This is a genomic window from Bradyrhizobium sp. UFLA05-112 (genome assembly GCF_053572325.1).
In genome coordinates this window covers 128,317-149,734 of record NZ_JBANBK010000001.1, presented here as the reverse complement: position 1 = coordinate 149,734, position 21,418 = coordinate 128,317, and the positions used below count along the sequence as shown (strand labels likewise).

Annotated in this window: 21 protein-coding genes; 17 read left to right on the top strand and 4 right to left on the bottom strand. The window is 64.4% G+C overall.

Going from position 1 to position 21,418, the window contains the following annotated elements:
• Window positions 1–42 precede the first annotated feature (42 nt).
• Both SO180_RS00725 and SO180_RS00720 read left to right on the top strand, forming a co-directional pair.
• The gene (locus tag SO180_RS00725) at window positions 43–2,127 is read left to right on the top strand and encodes a hydantoinase/oxoprolinase family protein (RefSeq protein WP_449376927.1); all 2,085 of its coding nucleotides are present in this window, start codon (window positions 43–45) and stop codon (window positions 2,125–2,127) included.
• A 2-nt stretch (window positions 2,128–2,129) separates the two neighbouring features.
• A complete protein-coding gene (locus SO180_RS00720; RefSeq protein ID WP_449376926.1) occupies window positions 2,130–3,794 on the top strand; it encodes a hydantoinase B/oxoprolinase family protein in 1,665 nt (554 codons plus the stop codon).
• Between the two features lie 8 nt (window positions 3,795–3,802).
• Here the strand turns inward: SO180_RS00720 and SO180_RS00715 are convergent, their stop codons facing one another.
• Entirely contained in the window at window positions 3,803–5,131 is a 1,329-nt protein-coding gene (locus tag SO180_RS00715) for a dicarboxylate/amino acid:cation symporter (protein WP_449376925.1), read from the bottom strand.
• A gap of 108 nt (window positions 5,132–5,239) precedes the next feature.
• On the opposite strand from SO180_RS00715, the gene SO180_RS00710 reads away from it, so the two are divergent.
• The 5 genes from SO180_RS00710 (at window position 5,240) to SO180_RS00690 (ending at window position 10,215) form a co-directional block, all read left to right on the top strand.
• On the top strand, window positions 5,240–6,097 hold the full coding sequence (locus SO180_RS00710) for an NAD-dependent protein deacetylase (RefSeq protein ID WP_449376924.1): 858 nt from the start codon (window positions 5,240–5,242) through the stop codon (window positions 6,095–6,097).
• A gap of 296 nt (window positions 6,098–6,393) precedes the next feature.
• Window positions 6,394–8,112: a pyrroloquinoline quinone-dependent dehydrogenase gene (locus SO180_RS00705; RefSeq protein ID WP_449376923.1), complete on the top strand. Its 1,719-nt coding sequence runs from the start codon at window positions 6,394–6,396 to the stop codon at window positions 8,110–8,112.
• A 200-nt stretch (window positions 8,113–8,312) separates the two neighbouring features.
• Window positions 8,313–8,546, top strand: a complete 234-nt coding sequence (locus tag SO180_RS00700) for a c-type cytochrome (protein ID WP_449376922.1) — start codon at window positions 8,313–8,315, stop codon at window positions 8,544–8,546.
• Between the two features lie 38 nt (window positions 8,547–8,584).
• Complete coding sequence (locus tag SO180_RS00695) at window positions 8,585–9,352, top strand: substrate-binding periplasmic protein (RefSeq protein WP_449376921.1); 768 nt, start codon at window positions 8,585–8,587, stop codon at window positions 9,350–9,352.
• Window positions 9,353–9,354: 2 nt separating this feature from the next.
• Entirely contained in the window at window positions 9,355–10,215 is an 861-nt protein-coding gene (locus SO180_RS00690; RefSeq protein ID WP_449376920.1) for a sugar phosphate isomerase/epimerase family protein, read from the top strand.
• A gap of 42 nt (window positions 10,216–10,257) precedes the next feature.
• Here SO180_RS00690 and SO180_RS00685 read toward each other — a convergent pair whose 3' ends face one another.
• Complete coding sequence (locus SO180_RS00685) at window positions 10,258–10,902, bottom strand: glutathione binding-like protein (protein WP_449376919.1); 645 nt, start codon at window positions 10,900–10,902, stop codon at window positions 10,258–10,260.
• Between the two features lie 109 nt (window positions 10,903–11,011).
• On the opposite strand from SO180_RS00685, the gene SO180_RS00680 reads away from it, so the two are divergent.
• Window positions 11,012–11,662, top strand: coding sequence for a TetR/AcrR family transcriptional regulator (locus tag SO180_RS00680; protein WP_449376918.1), 651 nt, complete (start codon window positions 11,012–11,014; stop codon window positions 11,660–11,662).
• 30 nt (window positions 11,663–11,692) lie between these two features.
• Here SO180_RS00680 and SO180_RS00675 read toward each other — a convergent pair whose 3' ends face one another.
• Window positions 11,693–12,613 carry a LysR family transcriptional regulator gene (locus SO180_RS00675; RefSeq protein WP_449376917.1) on the bottom strand — a complete coding sequence of 307 codons (921 nt, stop codon included), beginning with the start codon at window positions 12,611–12,613 and terminating at the stop codon, window positions 11,693–11,695.
• A 125-nt stretch (window positions 12,614–12,738) separates the two neighbouring features.
• On the opposite strand from SO180_RS00675, the gene SO180_RS00670 reads away from it, so the two are divergent.
• From SO180_RS00670 to SO180_RS00650, 5 genes are all read left to right on the top strand, one after another.
• Entirely contained in the window at window positions 12,739–14,118 is a 1,380-nt protein-coding gene (locus SO180_RS00670; RefSeq protein ID WP_449376916.1) for an MFS transporter, read from the top strand.
• A 31-nt stretch (window positions 14,119–14,149) separates the two neighbouring features.
• Window positions 14,150–15,256, top strand: a complete 1,107-nt coding sequence (locus SO180_RS00665) for an amidohydrolase family protein (protein WP_449376915.1) — start codon at window positions 14,150–14,152, stop codon at window positions 15,254–15,256.
• Window positions 15,253–16,353 (top strand): amidohydrolase family protein, encoded by a 1,101-nt coding sequence (locus SO180_RS00660; protein WP_449376914.1) that lies wholly within the window; start codon window positions 15,253–15,255, stop codon window positions 16,351–16,353. Before SO180_RS00665 ends, SO180_RS00660 begins: the two co-directional genes overlap by 4 nt.
• A complete protein-coding gene (locus tag SO180_RS00655) occupies window positions 16,350–16,763 on the top strand; it encodes a Rieske (2Fe-2S) protein (RefSeq protein ID WP_449376913.1) in 414 nt (137 codons plus the stop codon). Before SO180_RS00660 ends, SO180_RS00655 begins: the two co-directional genes overlap by 4 nt.
• A 71-nt stretch (window positions 16,764–16,834) precedes the next feature.
• The gene (locus SO180_RS00650; protein ID WP_449376912.1) at window positions 16,835–17,404 is read left to right on the top strand and encodes a hypothetical protein; all 570 of its coding nucleotides are present in this window, start codon (window positions 16,835–16,837) and stop codon (window positions 17,402–17,404) included.
• A gap of 26 nt (window positions 17,405–17,430) precedes the next feature.
• Here SO180_RS00650 and SO180_RS00645 read toward each other — a convergent pair whose 3' ends face one another.
• Complete coding sequence (locus SO180_RS00645) at window positions 17,431–18,396, bottom strand: 2-hydroxyacid dehydrogenase (RefSeq protein ID WP_449376911.1); 966 nt, start codon at window positions 18,394–18,396, stop codon at window positions 17,431–17,433.
• Window positions 18,397–18,537: 141 nt separating this feature from the next.
• Between SO180_RS00645 and SO180_RS00640 the strand changes: the two genes are divergently transcribed.
• The 4 genes from SO180_RS00640 (at window position 18,538) to SO180_RS00625 (ending at window position 21,390) form a co-directional block, all read left to right on the top strand.
• The gene (locus SO180_RS00640) at window positions 18,538–18,906 is read left to right on the top strand and encodes a YciI family protein (protein WP_449376910.1); all 369 of its coding nucleotides are present in this window, start codon (window positions 18,538–18,540) and stop codon (window positions 18,904–18,906) included.
• Window positions 18,903–20,192 (top strand): RNA polymerase sigma factor, encoded by a 1,290-nt coding sequence (locus SO180_RS00635; RefSeq protein ID WP_449376909.1) that lies wholly within the window; start codon window positions 18,903–18,905, stop codon window positions 20,190–20,192. The genes SO180_RS00640 and SO180_RS00635 overlap by 4 nt, the downstream gene beginning before the upstream one ends.
• A gap of 223 nt (window positions 20,193–20,415) precedes the next feature.
• A complete protein-coding gene (locus SO180_RS00630) occupies window positions 20,416–20,952 on the top strand; it encodes an SRPBCC family protein (protein WP_449376908.1) in 537 nt (178 codons plus the stop codon).
• Between the two features lie 24 nt (window positions 20,953–20,976).
• Window positions 20,977–21,390, top strand: a complete 414-nt coding sequence (locus tag SO180_RS00625; protein WP_449376907.1) for a VOC family protein — start codon at window positions 20,977–20,979, stop codon at window positions 21,388–21,390.
• Window positions 21,391–21,418: the final 28 nt, after the last annotated feature.

Sequence of the window (21,418 nt, the reverse complement as noted above, 5' to 3'; positions counted from 1 at the left end):
GCTCAACACTTGAGCCTGTCGATCAGCACGGAGACATCTGGAATGCGTGAGGGAGCCGAAGTGCGGCTTGCCGTCGATATCGGAGGAACGTTCACCGATATCGTGCTGGATGTGGGACAGGATCGCAGGACGCGCAAGGTGCTGACGACGCCGACGCGTCCCGAGCAGGCGGTGCTCGACGGCATCCGTCTCATTCTCACCGACGCGCATGCGCATATCAGCGATATCGACGTGTTCATTCACGGCACGACGCTGGCGACCAACGCCATCATCGAGCGCCGCGGCGCCAAGACAGCGCTGATCGCCACCGAAGGCTTTCGCGACGTGCTCGATATCGGCACCGAGAGCCGCTATGATCAATACGATCTGACCATCGACAAGCCGAAACCGCTGGCGCCGCGTTCGCTGCGCTTCACCGTTCCCGAGCGCGTCGATGCGCATGGCGCGGTGCGGCTGCCGCTGGATGAGGCTGCGGTGCGTGCGCTGGGGCCGAAATTGCGTGCGCTGAAGGTCGAGAGCGTCGCGATCGCCTTCCTGCACTCCTACGCCAATCCCGAGCATGAGCGGCGCACGGCCGCGATTCTCGAGCAGGAAATGCCCGGCATCTCCGTGACGATGTCTTCGGCGGTCTGCCCCGAGATCCGCGAGTATGAGCGCACCTCGACCGCGGTCGCCAATGCCTATGTGCAGCCTTTGATCGACGGCTACCTCGCGCGCATGGCCGAGGCGCTGGCGGTCGAGCAGTTTCGCGGCGCGATCTATCTCGTGACCTCCGGCGGCGGCGTCACCTCGATCGAGACGGCGCGGCGCTTTCCGGTGCGTCTCGTCGAATCCGGTCCTGCCGGCGGCGCGATCTTCGCAGCGCAGATCGCGGCACGACTTGGCGAGAGCAAGGTGCTCTCCTTCGACATGGGTGGCACCACGGCAAAAATCTGCCTGATCGAGAAGTATCAGCCGGAGACCTCGCGGGTGTTCGAGGTCGATCGCGCCGCGCGCTTTTTGAAAGGTTCGGGCCTGCCAGTGCGCATTCCCGTGATCGAGATGGTCGAGATTGGCGCCGGCGGCGGCTCGATCGCGCGGATCGATGCCATGAAGCGCGTCACCGTCGGTCCCGAGAGCGCATCATCTGAGCCGGGCCCGGCCTGCTATGGCCGCGGCGGCACGCGTCCCGCGGTGACCGATGCGGACGTCGCGCTCGGCATGATCGATCCCGACGCCTTTGCCGGCGGCACGATCAAGCTCGATCCCGAGCTATCGAAACAGGCGTTGCTGCACGATGTCGGCGAGGCCTTGGGCCTGTCAGCGGAGAATGCCGCCTACGCAGTGCACGAGGTCGTCTGCGAGAACATGGCGAGCGCGGCGCGCGTGCATGCGGTCGAGCGTGGCGCCGTGGCCGGCCAGCATACGCTGATCGCCTTCGGCGGCGCCGCGCCGCTGCATGCGGCGCGCGTTGCCGAGAAGATCGGTGTCTCCCGGGTGATCGTGCCGTCCAACGCCGGCGTCGGCTCGGCCGTCGGATTTCTGGCCGCACCCATTGCCTATGAGCTGGTGCGCAGCCGACATGTCCGGCTCGACGATTTCGATACCGCGGCGGTCTCGAGCCTCCTGCAGGAGATGGCGACCGAGGCGCGGGCGCTGGTCGAGCCCGGCGCTGCCGGCGCGCCGGTGCGCGAGCGCCGCGCCGCCTTCATGCGCTATGTCGGCCAGGGCCACGAGATCACGGTCGAACTGCCGAACCGGCCGTTGACCGCGGCCGATCTCGCCGGCTTGCGAAAAACCTTCGAGGCGGATTATGCCGCGATGTTCGAGCGCCCGATCCCGGGCGCTGCGATCGAGGTGCTGAGCTGGTCGGTGCTTGCGACCACCGAGCCGCGCAATCCACCAGTCGTCGATGGCGTCGCGCGCAAGCCGGCCGGCAAAGCATCCGGGAGCCGCAAATTCTACGACGGAAGGGCGGGGCGCCTGGTCGAAATTCCCTTGTACCGCCGCGAGGACATGGAGCTAGGGGCGACCATCGCCGGCCCTGCCGTGATCGCGGAAGACGAGACCTCGACATTCGTCTCGACGAGCTTTGACGCCCACATCGACGGTGTCGGCAGCATCGTCATGGAACGAAAGGCGGCGTGATCATGGATAATGCAAGCACAAGCCTGATTGATCTTCAGATCATGTGGCACCGATTGATCGCGGTGGTCGAGGAGCAGGCGCAGGTGCTGCTGCGCACCGCCTTCAGCCCGATCGTGCGCGAATGCGGCGATCTCTCCGCCGGCGTGTTCGATCTTAGCGGCCGCATGCTGGCGCAGGCCGTGACGGGCACGCCGGGTCACGTCAACTCGATGGCGGAATCGGTCAAGCACTTCATCGCGCATTTTCCGCTGGAGACGATGAAGGAGGGCGACGCCTACATCACCAACGATCCCTGGATGGGCACCGGCCACCTCAACGACTTCGTCGTCACCACGCCCTGCTTCAAGAACGGCAAGCTGGTCGCGCTGTTCTCCTGCACCAGCCATCTGATGGACATCGGAGGCATCGGCTTCGGGCCTGACGCGACCGACGTCTTCATGGAGGGGCTGTACATCCCCATGCTGAAGCTGATCGACCAGGGCGTCGTCAACGAGACGCTGATGGCGATGATCCGCACCAACACGCGGCTGCCGATCGACACTGAGGGCGACACCTATTCGCTCGCCGGCTGCAACGATGTCGGCTGCGAGCGCCTGGTCGAGATGATGACCGAGTTCGGCATCGACACGCTCGATGAACTTGGCGACTACATCTGCGAGCGCTCACGCGAGGCCGTGCTTGCCGAGATCGCAAAGCTGCCGAAGGGAAGCTGGCGCAACACCATGATCGTCGACGGCTATGATGCGCCGGTGGCGCTATCGGCAATACTGACGATCTCGGAGAGCGGCATTCACGTCGATTTCACCGGCACTTCGCCGGCCTCGAAGTTCGGCATCAACGTGCCGCTCTCCTACACCACCGCCTACACTGTGTTCGGCCTTGGCTGCGTCGTTGCCTCGGAGATCCCCAACAATGCCGGATCGCTCTCGCCGCTGACTGTGTCGGCGCCATCAGGCGCGATCCTCAATGCGCCAAAACCTGCGCCGGTGGCTTCGCGCCACGTGATCGGCCAGATGCTGCCCGACGTCGTGTTCGGTTGCCTGCGCCAGATCATCCCGGAGCGCGTGCCGGCCGAAGGCACCTCATGCCTGTGGAATCTCAACGTGCGCGGACAGACGCGTTCCGGCGCTGGCGGAAATTACGGGTTCTCGATGGCGGTGACCAGCAATGGCGGCACTGGCGCGCGTTTTGCCAAGGACGGGCTGTCGGCGACCGCCTATCCCAGCGGCGTGCGCGGCACGCCGGTCGAGATTGCAGAGACGCAGACGCCGCTGATCTTCTGGCGCAAGGAGCTGCGCCCGGATTCCGGCGGCGCGGGCCGCACCCGTGGCGGTCTCGGCCAGATCATCGAGGTCGGCAGCGGCGTCGACGCGCCGTTCGACATTCTGGCGGCATTCGACCGCATTGATCATCCGCCGCGCGGCCGCGATGGCGGCCGTGACGGCGAGGCGGGCTATGTCGGATTGAAGTCCGGCAAGAGGATGCGCGGCAAGGGCTTTCAGCAGGTGCCGCCGGAGGATCGCCTCGTCGTGCTGACGCCGGGCGGTGCCGGCATCGGCGATCCTCGGGAGCGCGAACGCGCGGCCGTCAAGGACGACGTTGAAAGCGGTCTTGTGTCTGCCGAGAACGCGGCTGCGATCTACGGGCTCGCCGAAATCACATCGTGATCTGGGTCTCAGGACCCGCCACCAGGCTCCAGCGCTTCGCCCATCTCCAGCGGATGGGCCATGGTCTCGTGCAGCGCGGTGCGATCGAGTTCGCCCTCGGACATGCTGATCACGACGCAGGCGACACCGTTGCCGATCAGATTGGTCAGCGCGCGGCACTCGCTCATGAATTTGTCGATGCCGACCAGGATCGCGATCGACTGCACAGGGATATCGGGCACGATGGAGAGCGTCGCCGCCAGCGTGATGAAGCCGGCGCCGGTCACGCCCGAGGCGCCCTTGGATGTGATCATGGCGATGCCCAAAATGCCGAGCTCCTGCCAGATCGTGAGGTTGGTGTTGGTCGCCTGGGCCAGGAACAGCGTCGCCAGCGTCATGTAGATGTTGGTGCCGTCGAGGTTGAAGCTGTAACCGGTCGGAATGACGAGGCCGACCACCGAGCGCGAAGCGCCGAGGTGCTCCATCTTCTGGATCATCTGCGGCAGCACCGTTTCCGATGACGAGGTGCCGAGCACGATCAAGAGCTCGTCCTTGATGTAGGCGATGAAACGCAGGATCGAGAAGCCTGCGACCCGCGCGATCGCGCCGAGCACGATCAGCACGAACAGGATGCTGGTGAGATAGAACGTACCGATCAGCGCCACGAGGTTGAGCAGCGATCCGAGGCCATAGGCCCCCACGGTGAATGCCATCGCGCCGAACGCGCCGATCGGGGCGACGCGCACGACGATGCGGATGATGCCGAAGAACATCTTTGCGGCCTTGTCGATGGCGTCGACGATCGGCTCGCCGGCCTTGCCGAGGAACGCGATGGAAAACCCCGACAGGATCGAGATCAGCAGCACCTGGAGGATGTCGCCGCGCGCGATCGCGCCGACATAGCTGTCCGGGATGATCGCCATCAGATGGGCGACGATGCCCTCTTCCTTGGCCTTGGTGACGTAGGTCGCCACCGACTTCGGATCGATCGTGGAGGGATCGATGTTGAATCCGTGCCCCGGCTGGAGCACCTCGCCGACGAGCAGGCCGACCGCGAGCGCCACGGTGGAGACGGTCTCGAAATAGACTAGCGCCTTCAGCCCGACCCGGCCGACCCGCTTGAGGTCGCCCATCGAGGAGATGCCATGCACCACGGTGCAGAAGATCACCGGCGCGATCATCATCTTGATCAGCGCGATGAAGCCGTCACCCAGCGGCTTCAACTCCTTGCCGAGGTCGGGATTGAAATAGCCGACCAGGATCCCCAGCGCGATCGCGATCAGCACCTGGACGTAGAGGATCTTGTACCAGGGTTGATGACGACGATGGGCGGCGGGCGGAATCGCAACGGGTGTCATGGGTACCCCGGATTGCATTGCAGGTCGGCGCCCTTTCATCATGGGCCGTCCGGGGCAGGGCCGACAATCACAATTTCGTCGGCGCGGGGGCCGCAGCGCAGCATCGTCATGCGCAGCTCCATCTGGCAAAGGCGATCGAAGCGGACTACATCCTCAGGCATGGCAAAACGTCCGCTCGAAGATTTCGTCGGCCGGCACCAGCGTCTTTTCGTTCTGACCGGGGCAGGCTGCAGCACCAATTCCGGCATTCCCGATTATCGCGACAAGCAGGGCAACTGGAAGCGAACCCAACCGGTCAACTACCAGGCCTTCATGGGCGAAGAGGGCACGCGGCAGCGATACTGGGCACGCAGCCTGATCGGCTGGCGGCGCTTCGGCCAAGCCATGCCGAACGACGCGCATCATGCGCTGGCTCGCCTCGAGGCGAACGGACAGTGCGAGATGCTGCTGACCCAGAATGTCGACCGGCTGCATCAGTCGGCGGGCCATCGCCAGGTGATCGATTTGCACGGCCGGCTCGATCTCGTGCGGTGCATGGGCTGTGGCGAGAAGACGCCGCGCAACGCATTCCAGCGCTCCCTCGGCCGCGCGAATGCCGCATGGCTCTCGCTCGATGCCGCGGATGCGCCCGATGGCGATGCCGATCTCGAGCACGAGGATTTCTCATCGTTCAGCGTGCCGGCTTGCCAATCCTGCGGCGGCATCCTCAAGCCCGACGTCGTGTTCTTCGGCGAGAGCGTGCCGCGCGAGGTCGTGGCAACAGCGCAAGAACATCTGGAGCAGGCCGACGCCATGCTGATCGTGGGCTCATCGCTGATGGTCTATTCCGGCTTTCGCTTCGTGCAGATGGCGGCGCGCAGGAACATTCCGATTGCCGCCGTCAATCTCGGACGCACCCGCGCGGATGAACTCCTCACGCTAAAGGTCGAAGAGCGCTGTGAAGCAGCGCTCAAGTTCCTGTTGTGAGCGCGGAGTGGGATCGCTGAAATAGTCAGCGCAACTGACATTCCATCTCATCGTTCGCGCGCATTCCTTGGTTGCACTCCTCGCGATCCGGCGTACTCTATCTCTGCGAGCGAGAGGGGACAGTACCCAATACAAATGATCCCGCCTCATTTGGCGATACGCGCCGAACGAGCGGGAACACTGTTGCCGGCTCATCCTGCGATGGAGACGAACCGACAGATATTGGGCTGCAAATGTCCCTCGCGGCGGCGTTCGCATAACGCGGTCAACAAGCACAAAAGCGGGAGGAACTGCACATGAAGACGTGGTGGTGCTATTCTGGTCTGCCTCTTGTCGTTGGTGCGACACTCACCGTGTCGTCGGCCCTGGCTCAAACCGTGGACACTGCGCGCATCGAGGCTGCCGGCCAGAACGACTGGCTGACCTATCACGGGTCCTACAAATCCTATCACTACAGCCCGCTGTCACAGATCAACGCGGGCAATGTCGGCAATCTCGGTGTGGCCTGGATCCATATTCCCGGCCGCTCCACGCGTGGCCTGCAGTCCATGCCGGTCGCCGCCGACGGCGTGCTCTACTACACGGGGTCCTACAGTCGGGTATTCGCGCTCAATGGCGCGACCGGCGAGGTGATCTGGTCCTATTTCCCCGAGCTCGACGAGGCGCTGATCGCGCGCCAGACTCATTCTCCCTATAATCGCGGCGTCGCGCTCGGCGAGGGCAAGGTCTTCGTCGGAACGATGGACGGTCGCCTGTTCGGGCTTGATGCGAAGTCAGGCAAGGTCCTCTGGGAAACCAAGCTGATCGACTCGCAGAAGCTGACGGTCGGCTTCACCGGTGCGCCGCTCTATGCCAAGGGCACCGTGATCATCGGCTCGCAGGGCGGTGAGTGGCCCGGCCGCGGCCCGATCTTCGCCGTGGACGCCACGACGGGCAAGAAGAAGTGGGAGTTCCTCACGGTCGCCGGCACCGACGATGCCATGAAGACGTGGGGCAATGATTCCTGGCGCACCGGCGGCGGTGGCGGCTGGATGCCGGGGACCTACGATTCCGAAACCAACACCGTCCTGTGGGGCACCGCCAATCCGGCGCCGCTCTATGACTGGTCGGGCGCCGACTTCAAGACGCAGGGCGCACGGCCCGGCGACAATCTCTATACGAGCTCGGTGATCGGTCTCGATCTCGATAGTGGCAAGCTGAAGTTCTATCATCAGGAACTGCCGCACGACGCCTGGGACTTCGACAGTGCCGTCGGTGAGTTCGTGATGCTCGAGCGTGATGGCCAGAAATACGTGGTTCATCCGAACAAGAGCGGTTTCGTCTTCGTCTACGACCGCAATCTCGGCCTCAAGAACGTCTGGCCGCTCGTCCAGAACATCAATTTCGTCAAGAGCATCGATCCGAAGACGGGCGAGCTGATCGGCCGTCGCGACTTCGCCGTCGGGAAAGTCACCGAACCGCCGCTGTGCCCATACATCGGCGGCGGCGTCAGCTGGAACGCCGGCTCGTACAACCCGAAGACGGGCCTCTACTACAAGCTTGGCCAGGAATGGTGCATGACGCTGGAAGTCCAGAAGACGACTCCGGTCACCACGCCCCAGGCCCAGCTCAACATCGGCGCCGATTTCAAGATGGCGCCTCCTCCGGGCGGCGAGATCTATGGACACCTCGACGCGCGCGATCCCATCACGGGAGCAAAGAAATGGGAAATCCGCTATCCCGAGCCTCCGCTCGGCAGCGTGCTGTCGACTGCGGGGAATCTCGTCTTCGTGCCTGACTCCCGCGGCATGCTTCACGCCTACGATGCCGAGAGCGGGGCCGAGTTGTGGAACCACTCCGACGGCACTGGTCACCAGGGCGGCATCATCAGCTACACCGCGGGCGGCAAGCAATACATCGCAGTGACGGCTGGCTTTGGCGGCATGTTGTCGGACGACTATGCGCCGAACTTCGGCGGTGTCTACAAGAGCATGCCGCGCGACGACGGCGCGCTGATCGTCTACAGCCTGAAATAGGCTCAGTGCAAACGAACTGCCGGGGAGCGGGCGCAAGCCTGCTCCCCGGCCTGTCGAAGTGCCGATGTAAGGAACTGGAGCGCGACGCCTTGCCGTGTGCCAACAGGATTGCCGCATTGCCCGTCGTAGTACTGGCCGCTTCATTGTCGTGTGCCGCGGTGCAGGCGCAATCTCCCACACCTGCACCGGACAGCGAGACATTGGACGTCGAACAGTTGTTCGCGGGCACTTGCGGCTTTTGTCACTCCGACGGCGGCCGGGCCGCCGGCAAGGGACCGCAGCTCATGAACACGCAGCGCGACGACGACTTCATTCGCAACCGCATCAAGCACGGCAAGCAAGGTGCGATGCCGGCCTTCGACGGCGCCCTGACTGACGTGCAGATCGATCAGATCGTCACGTACATTCGCGGCCTTAAACCGCGCGCGGGCTGAGCCGTGACGAGCCCGATCCATCCACAGGGGCCTTCGGAATGAAGATGATCCTCTCGCTCATCATCGGTGCTGCCGTCGCGCTCTCGGCAGCGGCGCAGGCGCGAACCCTGGAGGCCATCCGCTCCTCCGGCGCGCTCGGGCTGTGCGCCCATCCCAACTCGCTTCCCTTCGCGAGCAAGGCCGGCGATCCGCCGGGATTTCAGGTCGAGCTGGGACAGGCACTGGCGCGAGAGCTCGGCGTCTCGCTCAGGCTCGACTGGATCATCACGCAGTATCAGATGCGCAGCGCCACCTGTGATGTTCTTCTCGACGTCATCGCCGACCGTGAGGCGCAAGGCGAAACCCGCTTGAGAATCTCGAAACCGTACTACCGCACGGGCGTTGCGCTGGCGGTGCCATCTTCGAGCACGCTGAGCTCGTTCAAGAGCCTGAACGAGCATACCAAAGTTGGTGTGCAGGTCAGCTCCGTCGCCGCCATGATCATCGGCCAGCGGCGCGTGCCGACTTCGACTTTCGGCTTCGAGAGTGACAGCCTCGACGCCCTGTCGAACAATGAACTGGACGCCGCGGCGGTCACGCCGACGGCGGCGAGCTATTTCAACTTGACGCATCCGGAGAAGCCGCTTCGGATCCTCGCTCGCGACGAAAGCGTGACCGACTTGAACTGGAACGTCGCCGTCGGCATGGTTCGCCCGGACGACGCGTTGCGCGATGCGGTCGATGGAGCGATCGAGCGCTTGCGTGCCGACGGCACGATCGATCGGATCTATCGTCGTTACGGTATCGTCCTCGAGGCGCCGAAATAGCCATGCGTCGCCGCCTCGGCAACCCGCCGGTCAGCAGGCGCGACGTCCTTCGAGGCCTCGCTGCCGCGGCGGCGCTGGGAGCTGCCCCGGCATCCGGCGGCGAGGGGCGCAAGATTGGTCTCCAGCTCTATACAGTCCGCGACCTCCTGAAGAGCGATTTCGAGGGCACCCTCCGCAAGGTTGCTCGCCTTGGCTATCGCGAGGTGGAGTTCGCTGGCATTCTCGGCCCTGACGTGGGTCGCACCCGGGAACTCTTGCGCAGCCTCGATCTCACCGCACCGTCGCTGCATCTCGACTACGCCGGCCTGCGGGATAAGACCGCGTCATCCTTCGAGACCGCCCATTCGCTCGACAGCCGCTTCGTCGTCTGCCCGTGGCTGGACCCACCGGTGCGACAGACGATCGACGACTGGAAGCGGATCTGCGACGATCTGAACAGGATCGGCGAACTTGCGGCGGGTTCCGGCTTGACGCTCGCCTATCACAATCATGATTTCGAGTTTCGAGAGCTCGCTGGAGGCATCCAGCCCTACGACGTTCTGCTCAGCCGTACCGACGAGCGTGTCGTCACGCTCGAGCTTGACGTCTACTGGGCGACCAGGGGAGGTCGCAATGCCGCCGACGTGCTGAACGCCTATCCATCGCGATTTCGCCTGGTTCATCTCAAGGACATGGCGAAGGACGGATCGACCACCGAGCTTGGTCAGGGCACGATCGACTTCGCGGGGATATTCGCGGCCATGCCCGCAAGCGGCGTGCAGCACGCCTTCGTCGAGCAGGACGTCTCTGCCGATCCACTGCGCAGCATCGAGACCAGCATCGCTTTCCTTCGCAACCGGCGCTATTTTTCCCGCGGCACGTGATCGTCCCGGCCGTGGTCGGGACGATATGTCGATCGACGCGCCTTACGCCGCCGCCTTCCGTCGCGCCTGCTCAGCCCTGTACAGCTCGAACTCCTCCGCGATCGCCTTTGCGATCGACGGGCGTTGCTTGAGGCGCTCGTAATAGGCCTTCACGTTCGGCCATTTGGCGAGGTCGATCGGCGGTGTCGCCATCGTCCAGTTGATCACCGTCACGAGATAGGCATCCGCGACGGTGAAGTGATTGAGCAGGTAGTCGCGGCCCTTCAGGTAATTGTCGAGATAGTCGAGCCGCGACAGGTTCTTCTCCAGCGCATAGGCCTTGCTTTCCTGCGGCGCTTTGCGGTCGAGCACGGGGATGAACAGTCCCTTGTGCAACTCGGTGCCGATGAAGCAGAGCCATTGATGCAGCCGCGTGCGATCGATGCCGGACGCGGTGCCGAGGCCAGACTGCGGAAAGCGGTCGGCGACATATTGCAGGATCGCCGCGTTCTCCGTCAGCACCACGCCCTCGTCGGTGCGTAGCGTCGGCACGAGGCCGATCGGATTCACGGCGCGGAAGTCGGAACCGTCCTTCAGCACGGTCTTGGTCGGTGAATCGACTTCGAGATAATTCGCCTCGGCGCCGGCTTCATACAGCGCGACCCGGGTCGCCATCGAGCAGGCGAGCGGCGAGAAATAGAGATCCATGGGGTACCTCCTTGGGCGTGGTATCGTTTGACCTTGCGTTTGCAACCCGGCCGGATTGATTTTTGTACTGTTCCGCATAATATGAAGGCGGTCAAGGATTATTTGCGAGATGGTACAAAAATCGAAAGGTCCGTCTGTCGGTCCCCCCGAGCCACAGAAGCGCCGCGGCCGGCCGCGCGCCTACGAGCCCGATGTCGCGCTCGGCAAGGCGCTCGACCTGTTCCGCACCCAGGGCTTTGCCGCGACCTCGCTCGACGATCTCAGCGAGGCTACCGGCATGAATCGGCCGAGCCTCTACGGCGCCTTCGGCGACAAGCGTGAGCTCTACATCAAAAGCTATCAGCGCTACCGCGAGCAGGCCCGCGCAGTGATGGTGGAGATCTTTCGTGCGGATCTGCCGCTGCGCGAACGGCTGGAGCGCATCTTCTCCTCCGCGCTCGCCATCTATCTCTCGGGCGAGACCGGTCCGCGCGGTTGCTTCACCGTGGTGACCGCGGCATCCGAAGCTGTCGGCGATCCCGAGATCCGCGCCATGGTGCTGGACGGCCTCGCCGAGCTCGACAAGGCTTTTGCCAATTGCTTCCGCCGCGCCAAGGAGAAGGGCGAGCTGCCCGACAGCGCCGATCCGGTCGTGCTGGCGCAGCTCGCCTCGGCCACCATCCACACCGTCGCCATCCGTTCGCGCGCCCGCGTCCCGCGCAAGGAGCTCGATGCGATCGTGAAGGGTGCGATCGATGTGATGGTGGGAGAGAAAGGCTAATCGTTCGCCCTGATAAGGGCGAGAGCGCGGCTACCCCGCGTCCCGCGCGAGTGCCGGTGCCCCTGTCGCGGCTTCCCGGAAGGCATCGCGAATGGAGCCGAGCAGGGTCTGCACACGCGCAAGATTGGAGCGCGTCGCCGGGACCAGCGCCTTGAGCCAGAGATCAGGGACCTGGAGTTGCGGGAGCAGCTCGACGAGCGCGCCGGACTTGAGGCGCTCCGCCGCCGCGGTGCGCGAGACGATCGCAATTCCGCTGCCCGCGCACAGGCTGTCGATCACGAGCGCGCCGTTGTTGGTCACGAGGTGGGGCCGAACCGCTACCGTCGTCACGCCGTTGCGGCCTTCGAAGGTCCAGCCCGGCCCGATCGGCGAAAACACGATGCAATCATGATTGACGAGATCGCGGGCATGCCGGGGATGGCCGCGCCGCGCCAGATAGGAAGGCGCGGCACAAAGCACGCGTTCGAAGACGTGCAGGGGTTCCTCGAGCACGCCGTCGAAGGACGACGGCATCATGGTGAGCACGATGTCAAAGCCCTCTTCGACTGGATTGACCGTGCGGTCCACCAGCACCGCGTCGAGAGTCACGCGCGGATACTTGATCTGAAACGACGACAGCAGTTGGGCGAGGTCGATGACCATCGGTGATGCCGGCGCCTTTATCCGCAACTGGCCCTCGAGTTCGTTCGGCGATCGCATGATCCCCTTGGCCATCTCGTCGTATTCGCGGACGATCTGGCGGATGACATCGAGGTAGCGTTCACCGACCTCGGTGAGCGCCAGGCGCCGCGTGCTCCGTCGCAGCAGCGTAGCCTTTAGCGACCATTCCAGTTGACCGACCCGCTTGGTGATGACGGACGGCGCGACCCCGAGCTGCCGGCCCGCCTCGGAGAAGCTGCCGGCCCGCGCGGTCGCCAGAAACGCCTTCATATTCAAAAGGCTATCCGCCATTTAATCCGATCCGGAAAAGATCATCGCGCGAAATAGCTTATTCTCCCTCGTTCTCGAAGGAAATAGGCTCCTTGGCGCGATAAGCCGTCACCAAAACAAGCGAACGGCAACGCGGAGGAACGAGCATGAGCGCACCCGACGTCATCGATGTCACCGACGTCATCGAGCGCCAGCGCCGCAACGGCCTGGTCCTCACCGTCCTGATCCTGTCGACGACGATCATGTTCCTGGACGGTTACGATCTTCAGGCGATGGCCTTCGCCGCGCCGTCAATTATCCGCTCCTGGGGCATCGAGCGGGCAGCGCTCGGCGTCGTCTTCAGCGCCGGCATTTTCGGCATCCTCGTCGGCGGCCTCGTGTTCGGATCGCTCGGCGATCGCATCGGCCGGCGGCTCTCGATCGTGGCATCGATGCTGGTGTTCGGCGGCTTCACGCTCGCGACGGTGTGGGCCAGCGACATTACCAGCCTCATCGTGCTTCGCTTCCTCGCGGGTATCGGCATCGGCGGATTGTCGCCGCTGTGCTACGCGCTGAACCTGGAATATGCGCCGAGCCGGTACCGCGGCACGGCGGTCGCGATCATCATGGTCGGCTATGTCGCGGGCAGCAGCATCGGTGGCTTCATCGCCGCCGGTCTCGTGCCGCAGTTCGGCTGGACCATCGTGTTCTGGATCGGCGGCGTGCTGCCTCTCCTCGGCGCAGCGCTGTGCTATTTCGCGCTTCCGGAATCGATCAAGTTCCTCGTGGTGCGCAATCGCGAGCCTGCAGAAATCGCCCGCATCCTGAACCGGATCGAGCCCGCACTCCAGGCGCAGGCAACGACGCGCTTCATACTTCGTGATGAAGCTACGCCCGGTACGGCCGACACGGGTCTCCTGTCGAAACTCGCGACACTGTTCGACGGGCGGCTTGCGGTCATCACGCCGTTCCTGTGGGTGGCCTATATCGCAAGCTCGATCACGATGTTCTTCCTCAATAGCTGGACGCCGATCCTGGCGGAGGCGTCCGGGCATACGCCCGCGCAAGCCGCCATGGGGTTGACTGTGTTCAGCCTGGGCGGCGCAGTCGGCGGCCTCACCATCGGCCGCGTGCTCGATCGTTTCGGCGTCATCGCCATTGCGATCGTGCCGCTGATTGCCTCACCCTTGGTCGCTTCGCTCGGCTGGGCCGGTCTTGGCGACAGCACCTACCTTGCGACGATGGCGTGTGTCGGCTTCTTCGTGGTTGGCGGTCACCAGGGCCTGAACAGCTCGGTCGGCCAGTTCTATTCCAGCGCCAACCGCACGACGGCCGTCGGCTGGGCGTTGTCGGTCGCCAAGATCGGCTCGATCAGCGGACCGCTGGTCGCCGGGATCCTGATCGCGCAGCACCTGCCGTTCTCGAGCCTGTTCCTGCTCGCCGCGCTGCCGCCGCTGGTGGTGGCGGCTTGCGTCCTGGTGCTGGGAATATCGCAGCGCAAGCACACTGCAGCGGCGCGCAAGATTGACCAGACGGCAACAGCCTAGCCGCATTCGCGCGCAGCAACGGAGGCCGAAGATGAGAATACCGTTTGCAGGGGCGATCGATTGCGATCTGCATCCGCCGATGCCGAGCATGGCGCAGTTGCTGCCTTATCTCGACGACTACTGGCGCGATCAGATCACCAACCGCGCGATCGACCGCATGCAGTTCGCCATGATGAGCTATCCGCCGAACGCCCCGATCAGCGCACGGGCCGACTGGCGCGTGCCGCAGGCCGGGCGAAGCGATCTCGATACGCTGCGCGCCCAAGTTCTCGACGCCTTCGATCTCGGCTTCGGGATCGCCAATGTGATCCACGGTGCGATCGCGCTCTACAATGATGATCTGGCGGCGGCAATCTGCCGCGCAGTGAACGACTGGCTCCGCGCCGAATGGCTCGATCGCGAACCGCGGCTGCGTGGCTCGATCCTGGTGGCTCCGCAGGATCCGGCACAGGCCGTCGCCGAGATCGAGCGTGTTGCGCCGGATCAGCGCTTCGTGCAGGTGCTGTTGCCCGTGATGGGCGAGAAGCTGCTCGGGCGCCGCGAGTTCTTCCCGCTCTACGAGGCGGCTGAGCGGCATGGGCTCGTCATTGCCGTGCATGCGGGCAGCACCTACCGCTACGCGCCGACGATCGTGGGCTGGCCGTCCTACCAGTTCGAGGACTACGTGGCGCAGGCCCAGGCCTTCGCCAACCAGACCATCAGCCTCGTCGCCGAGGGCGTATTCCGCCGCTTTCCGCGGCTCAAGGTGGTGATGCTCGAGTCCGGCGTGAGCTGGCTGCCGATGACGGTGTGGCGCACCGACAAGACCTGGCGCGGCGCGCGACCGGAAGTCCCCTGGATCGACCGCTGGCCCTCGGACATCATCCGCGAGCATCTGCGCTTTACCATCCAGCCGTTCGATGCGCCCGACGCGACGGCGGTTGCGCAAACGATCGACCGCATCGGTACCGATCAGGTGTTGCTGTTCTCCACCGACTATCCGCACTGGCAGTTCGACGGCGATGACGTGCTGCCGGACGGGCTGTCGGCGCACTCGCTCATCAAAATCCTCGTCGAGAATGCGCTTCAGACCTATCCCCGTCTGGCGCAGGTCGCGACTGCACCCGCTGCCGAGCAGACGAAGGAGAACGTCAGATGAATGCACCTTTCATCGAACAGAAGTCTCGCCAGACGCTCGCGATCGTCGATTGCGATATCCATCCGGCGCACCGTACGCCCACCGAACTCTTGCCCTATCTCGCGCCGCGCTGGCGCGAGCACTACCAGACCCATGGCGTGCATGTGCGGCAGGCGCTGCCGAACGGGTTGATGTATCCGCGCATGATGGCTGCCGGCATGCGCGCGGATTCGCTTCCTGAAGGCGGTGGCCCTGCGGGATCCGATCTCGATCTCCTTCGCAAGCAGCATCTGGATCCCGTCAATGTCGAGTTCGGCCTGTTGATGGCGCTCAGCAAGGGCGGCATGGAGGAGCGCAATCCCGGTCTTGCGGCGGCGCTGTCGCGCGCCACCAATGACTGGCAGATCGATCGCTGGGTGCGCGAGGAGCCGCGGCTTCGCGCCGGCATCGTCGTGCCGCAGGAGTTTCCCGAGGCGGCGGTCGCAGAGATCGAACGTTGCGCCGGCGATCGCCGCTACGTGCAGATCATGCTGTCGTCGCGGCCGTCGGATCCGCTGGGCCATCGGCGCTATTGGCCGATCTATGAGGCGGCGGAGCGTGCCGGCCTGCCGATCGGCCTGCATCCGGTCGGCTACAATGGCGGCCATCCTTCCACTGGCTCCGGCTGGCCGACGTTCTATTTGCAGGAGCACTACGTCTTCGTGGCCTGCATGGAAGCGCTGGCCAGCAGCCTGATCATCGAGGGCGTGTTCGAGCGTTTCCCGAAACTGAAGGTCGTGCTGGTCGAGGGCGGCTTCGGCTGGGCGCCGGCGCTGGCCTGGCGCATGGACAAGCACTTCGAGAAATTCCGCAAGGAGGTCGCGCATCTCAAGCGGCGTCCCTCGGAATATCTGCGCGAACACATCTGGTGGACGACGCAGCCGATCGAGGAGCCGGCGCAGTCGCGCCACATCGTCGAGATCATCGACTGGATCGGTTGGGACCGGCTGCTCTATTCATCGGACTATCCGCACTGGGACTATGACAATCCGTCCTTCGCGTTCAAATTCCCGATGACAGAAGAGCAGCGCCGCAAGATCTTCAGGGACAATGCGATGGCATTGTATCGCCTCGCATGAGCCGCCATGTGGTCTGCCCCGCAGCCGAGCTGCCGCCCGGCGCGCGCAAGGTCGTCGTCGTCGACGGGCGCGAGATCGGCGTGTTCAATGTCGAGGGGCGCCTGTATGCACTGCTCAACCGCTGTCCGCACGGTGGAGCTGCGATCTGCTCGGGCGCGGTGACCGGCCTCAGCCAGTCTTCCGGCCCCGGCGACTACCGCCTTGAGCGTCGTGGCGAGTTTCTGCGCTGCCCTTGGCACGGCTGGGAGTTCGACATGGCGACCGGCCAATCCTGGTGCGATCCGCGCCGCACCAAGTTGCGAAGCTTCGAGGTCATGCGCGAGGCGGGCGGCGATCTCGTGATGGGCCCCTATGTAGCCGAGCGATATCCCGTGACGGTCGAAGACACCTATATCGTCGTCGATCTCTGACCACGCCGCGGCGGTTCTGGCGTTCCTGACATCTGGCGCATATACTTTCAGGATATCTGAAGGTCCCACGGATGTTAATCTTCACACGCGGTTCGGCCCTTGCATTGATCCTGGTGGCGCTCTGTCTGGGCGGGCGAACGGCCCATGCCCAGGCTGCCCCTGTGCCCTACATGAACTCGGGCTGGCCGATGGGCTGGGGCGACAATCCGGCTTTCGATGCGGGCGATCCGCAGTCCAAGCTCCCGCGCGGCTGGTTTCTCAGCAGCTCACGCGACAGCACGGCGTGGAGCATGAATGGCTTCAATCAGGCGAGGGCGTTCGGCAATTACGGCTCGCTTTCGTCCGACGGCGTGAAGTTCGGCTATAACTTCGCGAATGCACCCGTCACGGTTTACACTGGCTTCGACACATTGAAATACAATCTCGGGACCGGCGGTCCGATCTCGCCCTTCGACACCACCTCGCCGACGCTGCCGGGCGGCTATCGCGCAAGTGCCGGGATCGAATTCCGTCCGACGTCGAATCTCAGCCTGTCGTTCGGCGCGAGCTTCACCCAGCAGTCGTCCGGACTCGTCGACAGCGACATCAATTCGCCACTGCCGCCCGGCGCCTCGCCGCTGGCTTTCGGCGCTCGTCGCTAAGGCCAATACGCTCGTCAGCCGGCGCTTCAGTACCCGCGCGCCCGGTCCACCACATTTTCCAGTGCGGCGCCGGCCTCGAAACGCGCGATCTGCTCCGCGACATATGCCGAGATCGCATCCGCATCGGTGTCGGCCGCATTGTGCGGCGTCACGACCACCTTCGGATGGCTCCAGAGGCGGCTTGCCGCCGGCAGCGGCTCCTCGACGAACACGTCGAGCGAGGCAGCACCGAGCGTGCCGTCATCGAGGCAGACGAGGATGTCGTCCTCGTTCTGCAAGGCGCCGCGGCCGGCATTGATCAAGACCGGCGCGCCGAGCGGGCTGCTGCGGTTGAGTTTCGTGAAGACCTCGCGGTTGAGGATGCCGTGCGTCTGCGGCGTCAGTGGCAACAGGCTGACCAGAATGTCGGTCGCGCGCAGGAACGCGTCCATCTGGCCTGCGCCGTGAAATGACTCCACGCCATCGACGCTCCGCGGACTGCGGCTCCAGCCCACCACGCGGAAGCCGAGCCGGCGCAGCACCTCGGCGGCGTCCGCGCCCAGCGTGCCGAGCCCCATGATGCCGACCGTGACTGCACTCGCCGGCCATTGGTATTTCGGCTCCCAGGCCTTCTCGCGCTGCGACTGCCGCAGGTAAAGCTCCTGCCGATGATGCATCAGCACGTGAAGCACGACATATTCGGTCATACGTCCGGTGAGATCGGGCACGGCGACGCGGACCAACGGCACGTCCGGCAGGCTGTTGTCCGCCATCAGCGCGTCGACGCCGGCGCCGAGATTGAAGATCGCGCGCAGATTCGGGAAAGCCTTGAGATCACCGGGAACCGGCTTCCACACCGCGGCATAGTGCACCTTGGCCAGGTCGAGGTCCGGATCAGGCAGCAGCACCACGCGCCGGTCGCCGCAGACCGCCTCAAAACGCGCTTTCCAGCGCTCCGGCAGCCAGTTCTGCGAGCGACTGTTGATCAGGAGTGCCAGCGCGCCTTTAGTCATTCGTCATGTCCCATCGAGTTCCCGGTTCACGGCCCTCCTTGGCACGAACGCGTGGACATTTCTTGCAAAAAATTTCCGCAAGTCGTGTCGGGGCGGGGCATAGTGCGTCGTCTTCATAATGAGAGAAAACAGGACCTGCTCATGCTCTATGCCATCCTTTGCTACCACGATGAGGATTTTGTCGGCTCCTGGAGCAAGGAGCAGGACGAAGCCGTGATGAAAAAGCTCGCCGTGGTGCAGGACAAGCTCACCAAGCAGGGCCGGCTCGGTCCCGTCGCGCGGCTCCTGCCCACCACGGCGGCCGCAACGCTGCGGAAGGAAGACCCGCCGCTGGTGCTCGACGGTCCCTATGCCGAGACCAAGGAGCAGTTGCTCGGCTTCTACATCGTCGATTGCAAGAACCTCGACGACGCGCTCGACGTCGCGCGCGATCTCGGCGCGGCCAATCCCGGCGGTGCCTATGAGGTGCGTCCCGTCGGCGTGTTCAGGCCGGGAGGGAGTTTGACGTGAGCGAGACCGACGCCGCCTGGATCGAGACCGCGCTGACCTCGGCGCGGCCCCAGGCGGTGGGCGCGCTGCTGCGCTATTTCCGCGATCTCGATACCGCGGAGGAGGCGTTCCAGAATGCGTCCTTGCGCGCGCTGAAGAATTGGCCGCAGAACGGGCCGCCGCGCGATCCAGCGGCCTGGCTGATCATGGTCGGCCGCAACGTCGCGATCGACGAGGTGCGCCGCGCGCGCAAGCAGGAGCCGCTGCCGGAGGACGACCAGGCGATCTCAGATCTCGACGATGCCGAAGGGAAGCTTGCCGAGCGGCTCGACGGCTCGCACTATCGCGACGATATCCTGCGGCTGATGTTCATCTGCTGCCATCCGGATCTGCCGGCGACGCAGCAGATCGCACTCGCGCTGCGTATCGTCTCCGGCCTGACCGTGAAGCAGATCGCGCGCGCCTTCCTGGTCTCGGAAGCGGCGATGGAGCAGCGCATCACCCGCGCCAAGGCGAAGATCGCCGATGCCGGCGTGCCGTTCGAGGCGCCCGGCGCCGCCGAGCGCGGCGAGCGGCTCGCGGTCGTCGCCGCGATGATCTACCTGATCTTCAACGAAGGTTATTCGGCGAGCGGCGACACTGCCGAGATACGCAAGCCGCTATGCGAGGAGGCGATCCGGCTGGCGCGGCTCTTGTTGCGGCTGTTTCCAGGCGAGCCGGAGATCATGGGGCTCACCGCGCTATTGCTGTTGCAGCATGCGCGTAGTGCGGCGCGGTTTGCAGCCGATGGGTCGCTGATCCTGCTCGAGGATCAGGACCGCTCACTGTGGAGTGGCACCATGATCGCGGAGGGGCTCGCGCTGATCGACAAGGCAATGCGCCATCGCAGGAGCGGCCCCTATCAGATCCAGGCGGCGATCGCGGCGTTGCACGCCCGTGCGGCAACGCCCGAGGAAACCGATTGGACCCAGATCGACCTGCTCTATGGTGCGCTCGAGCTCGTGCAGCCCTCTCCGGTGGTGACGCTCAACCGAGCGGTTGCGGTCTCCAAGGTGCGCGGGGCCGAGGCCGCCCTCGCGCTGATCGAGCCGCTCGCCCCCAAGCTGGCCAACTACTTCCATTTCTACGGCGTGCGCGGCGCCTTCCTGATGCAGCTCGGCCGCAACGACGAGGCCCGCGTCGCTTTCGACCGCGCGATCGCACTCGCCAACACCTCGGCCGAGGCGGCCCACATTCGCATGCATCTCGATCGCCTGATCAGGGACAGCCAGCCGAAGGCGTCCAAAGAGGGCGCGAAAGCGAAATAGAACGAGACGCTCTCCGGATCGTCATGCCCGGGCAAAAGCGCGAAGCGCGTCTTCGCGCTAGATGTCCCGGGCATCCACGTCTTTCCGTCAGCACTCAAGAACATGGATGGCCGGGACGAGCCCGGCCATGACGCCGGGTGGATGGTGTGGCGAAAAAAAACGTCCGCGCCTGTCGGTCTCGCACTCTCTCCTTCGTCCTTGGGCCAATCGAAGGGAGCCCGTCATGCTGAAAGCTGTTGCCGTTATCGCAATCGTGATTGCCGCCGGCATCGCCGGCCTTCTCGTCTTCGCCGCCACCAAGCCGGACATGTTTCGCGTCGAACGCACGCTCGCCGTCATGGCGCCTGCCGATGCCATCTACCCCCTCATCGCCGATTTCCAGCGCTGGACGAGCTGGTCGCCCTACGAAGGGCGCGATCCCGGCCTGAAGCGCACGTTCGGCGGTAGCACGCAGGGCAAAGGCGCGATCTATGCCTGGGACGGGAACAAGGACATCGGTGCTGGTCGCATGGAAATTCTCGAAGCGAGCACACCGCCGAAACTTCGCATCAAGCTTGATTTCGAGCGCCCCTTCGAAGGTCACAACATTGCCGAGTTCACGTTTGTGCCGCAAGGCAGTGCAACACTGGTCACATGGGCGATGTACGGTCCGGCCCCGTTCCTGTCCAAGCTGATGCAGGTGTTCGTCAACATGGATAACATGATCGGCAAGGATTTCGAGACCGGCCTCGCCAATCTGAAGAAGCTCACCGAGAAGTAGAAGCCTCACGTCAAGGAGAGAACCATGCTCAATCCATACCTGTTCTACCAGGACAAGTGCGAAGCCGCGTTCAACTATTATGCGCGCGTGCTCGATGGAAAGGTCGAGGCGATGCTGCGCGCCTCCGACGCTCCGCCGGAGATGCCCGCTGCACCCGGCCGCGAAAAGACCATCATGCATGCGCGCATGTCGCTTCCCGATGGCAGCGTGCTGATGGCCTCGGACGCGCCGCCCGAGCACTCGCAGAAGCCGCAGGGCTTCTCGATCTCGCTGACGATCACCAACGCGGCCGATGCCGAACGCAAGTTCAACGCGCTCGCCGATGGCGGCACCGTCACCATGCCCTTCAGCAAGACGTTCTGGGCCAAGGGCTTTGGCATGTGCGTCGACCAGTTCGGCATCCCCTGGATGGTGAACTGCCCGGCGGAAGGGATGTGAGAAAGAATTGAAGCGCTGCCGCGCGCGC

Excerpts from the sequence above, each read along its gene's own strand:
- SO180_RS00725 (WP_449376927.1), top strand. The coding sequence starts at position 43 with ATGCGTGAGGGAGCCGAAGTGCGGCTTGCCGTCGATATCGGAGGAACG.
- SO180_RS00720 (WP_449376926.1), top strand. The coding sequence starts at position 2,130 with ATGGATAATGCAAGCACAAGCCTGATTGATCTTCAGATCATGTGGCAC.
- SO180_RS00715 (WP_449376925.1), bottom strand. The coding sequence starts at position 5,131 with ATGACACCCGTTGCGATTCCGCCCGCCGCCCATCGTCGTCATCAACCC.
- SO180_RS00710 (WP_449376924.1), top strand. The coding sequence starts at position 5,240 with ATGCGCAGCTCCATCTGGCAAAGGCGATCGAAGCGGACTACATCCTCA.
- SO180_RS00705 (WP_449376923.1), top strand. The coding sequence starts at position 6,394 with ATGAAGACGTGGTGGTGCTATTCTGGTCTGCCTCTTGTCGTTGGTGCG.
- SO180_RS00695 (WP_449376921.1), top strand. The coding sequence starts at position 8,585 with ATGAAGATGATCCTCTCGCTCATCATCGGTGCTGCCGTCGCGCTCTCG.
- SO180_RS00690 (WP_449376920.1), top strand. The coding sequence starts at position 9,355 with ATGCGTCGCCGCCTCGGCAACCCGCCGGTCAGCAGGCGCGACGTCCTT.
- SO180_RS00685 (WP_449376919.1), bottom strand. The coding sequence starts at position 10,902 with ATGGATCTCTATTTCTCGCCGCTCGCCTGCTCGATGGCGACCCGGGTC.
- SO180_RS00680 (WP_449376918.1), top strand. The coding sequence starts at position 11,012 with ATGGTACAAAAATCGAAAGGTCCGTCTGTCGGTCCCCCCGAGCCACAG.
- SO180_RS00675 (WP_449376917.1), bottom strand. The coding sequence starts at position 12,613 with ATGGCGGATAGCCTTTTGAATATGAAGGCGTTTCTGGCGACCGCGCGG.
- SO180_RS00670 (WP_449376916.1), top strand. The coding sequence starts at position 12,739 with ATGAGCGCACCCGACGTCATCGATGTCACCGACGTCATCGAGCGCCAG.
- SO180_RS00665 (WP_449376915.1), top strand. The coding sequence starts at position 14,150 with ATGAGAATACCGTTTGCAGGGGCGATCGATTGCGATCTGCATCCGCCG.
- SO180_RS00660 (WP_449376914.1), top strand. The coding sequence starts at position 15,253 with ATGAATGCACCTTTCATCGAACAGAAGTCTCGCCAGACGCTCGCGATC.
- SO180_RS00655 (WP_449376913.1), top strand. The coding sequence starts at position 16,350 with ATGAGCCGCCATGTGGTCTGCCCCGCAGCCGAGCTGCCGCCCGGCGCG.
- SO180_RS00650 (WP_449376912.1), top strand. The coding sequence starts at position 16,835 with ATGTTAATCTTCACACGCGGTTCGGCCCTTGCATTGATCCTGGTGGCG.
- SO180_RS00645 (WP_449376911.1), bottom strand. The coding sequence starts at position 18,396 with ATGACTAAAGGCGCGCTGGCACTCCTGATCAACAGTCGCTCGCAGAAC.
- SO180_RS00640 (WP_449376910.1), top strand. The coding sequence starts at position 18,538 with ATGCTCTATGCCATCCTTTGCTACCACGATGAGGATTTTGTCGGCTCC.
- SO180_RS00630 (WP_449376908.1), top strand. The coding sequence starts at position 20,416 with ATGCTGAAAGCTGTTGCCGTTATCGCAATCGTGATTGCCGCCGGCATC.
- SO180_RS00625 (WP_449376907.1), top strand. The coding sequence starts at position 20,977 with ATGCTCAATCCATACCTGTTCTACCAGGACAAGTGCGAAGCCGCGTTC.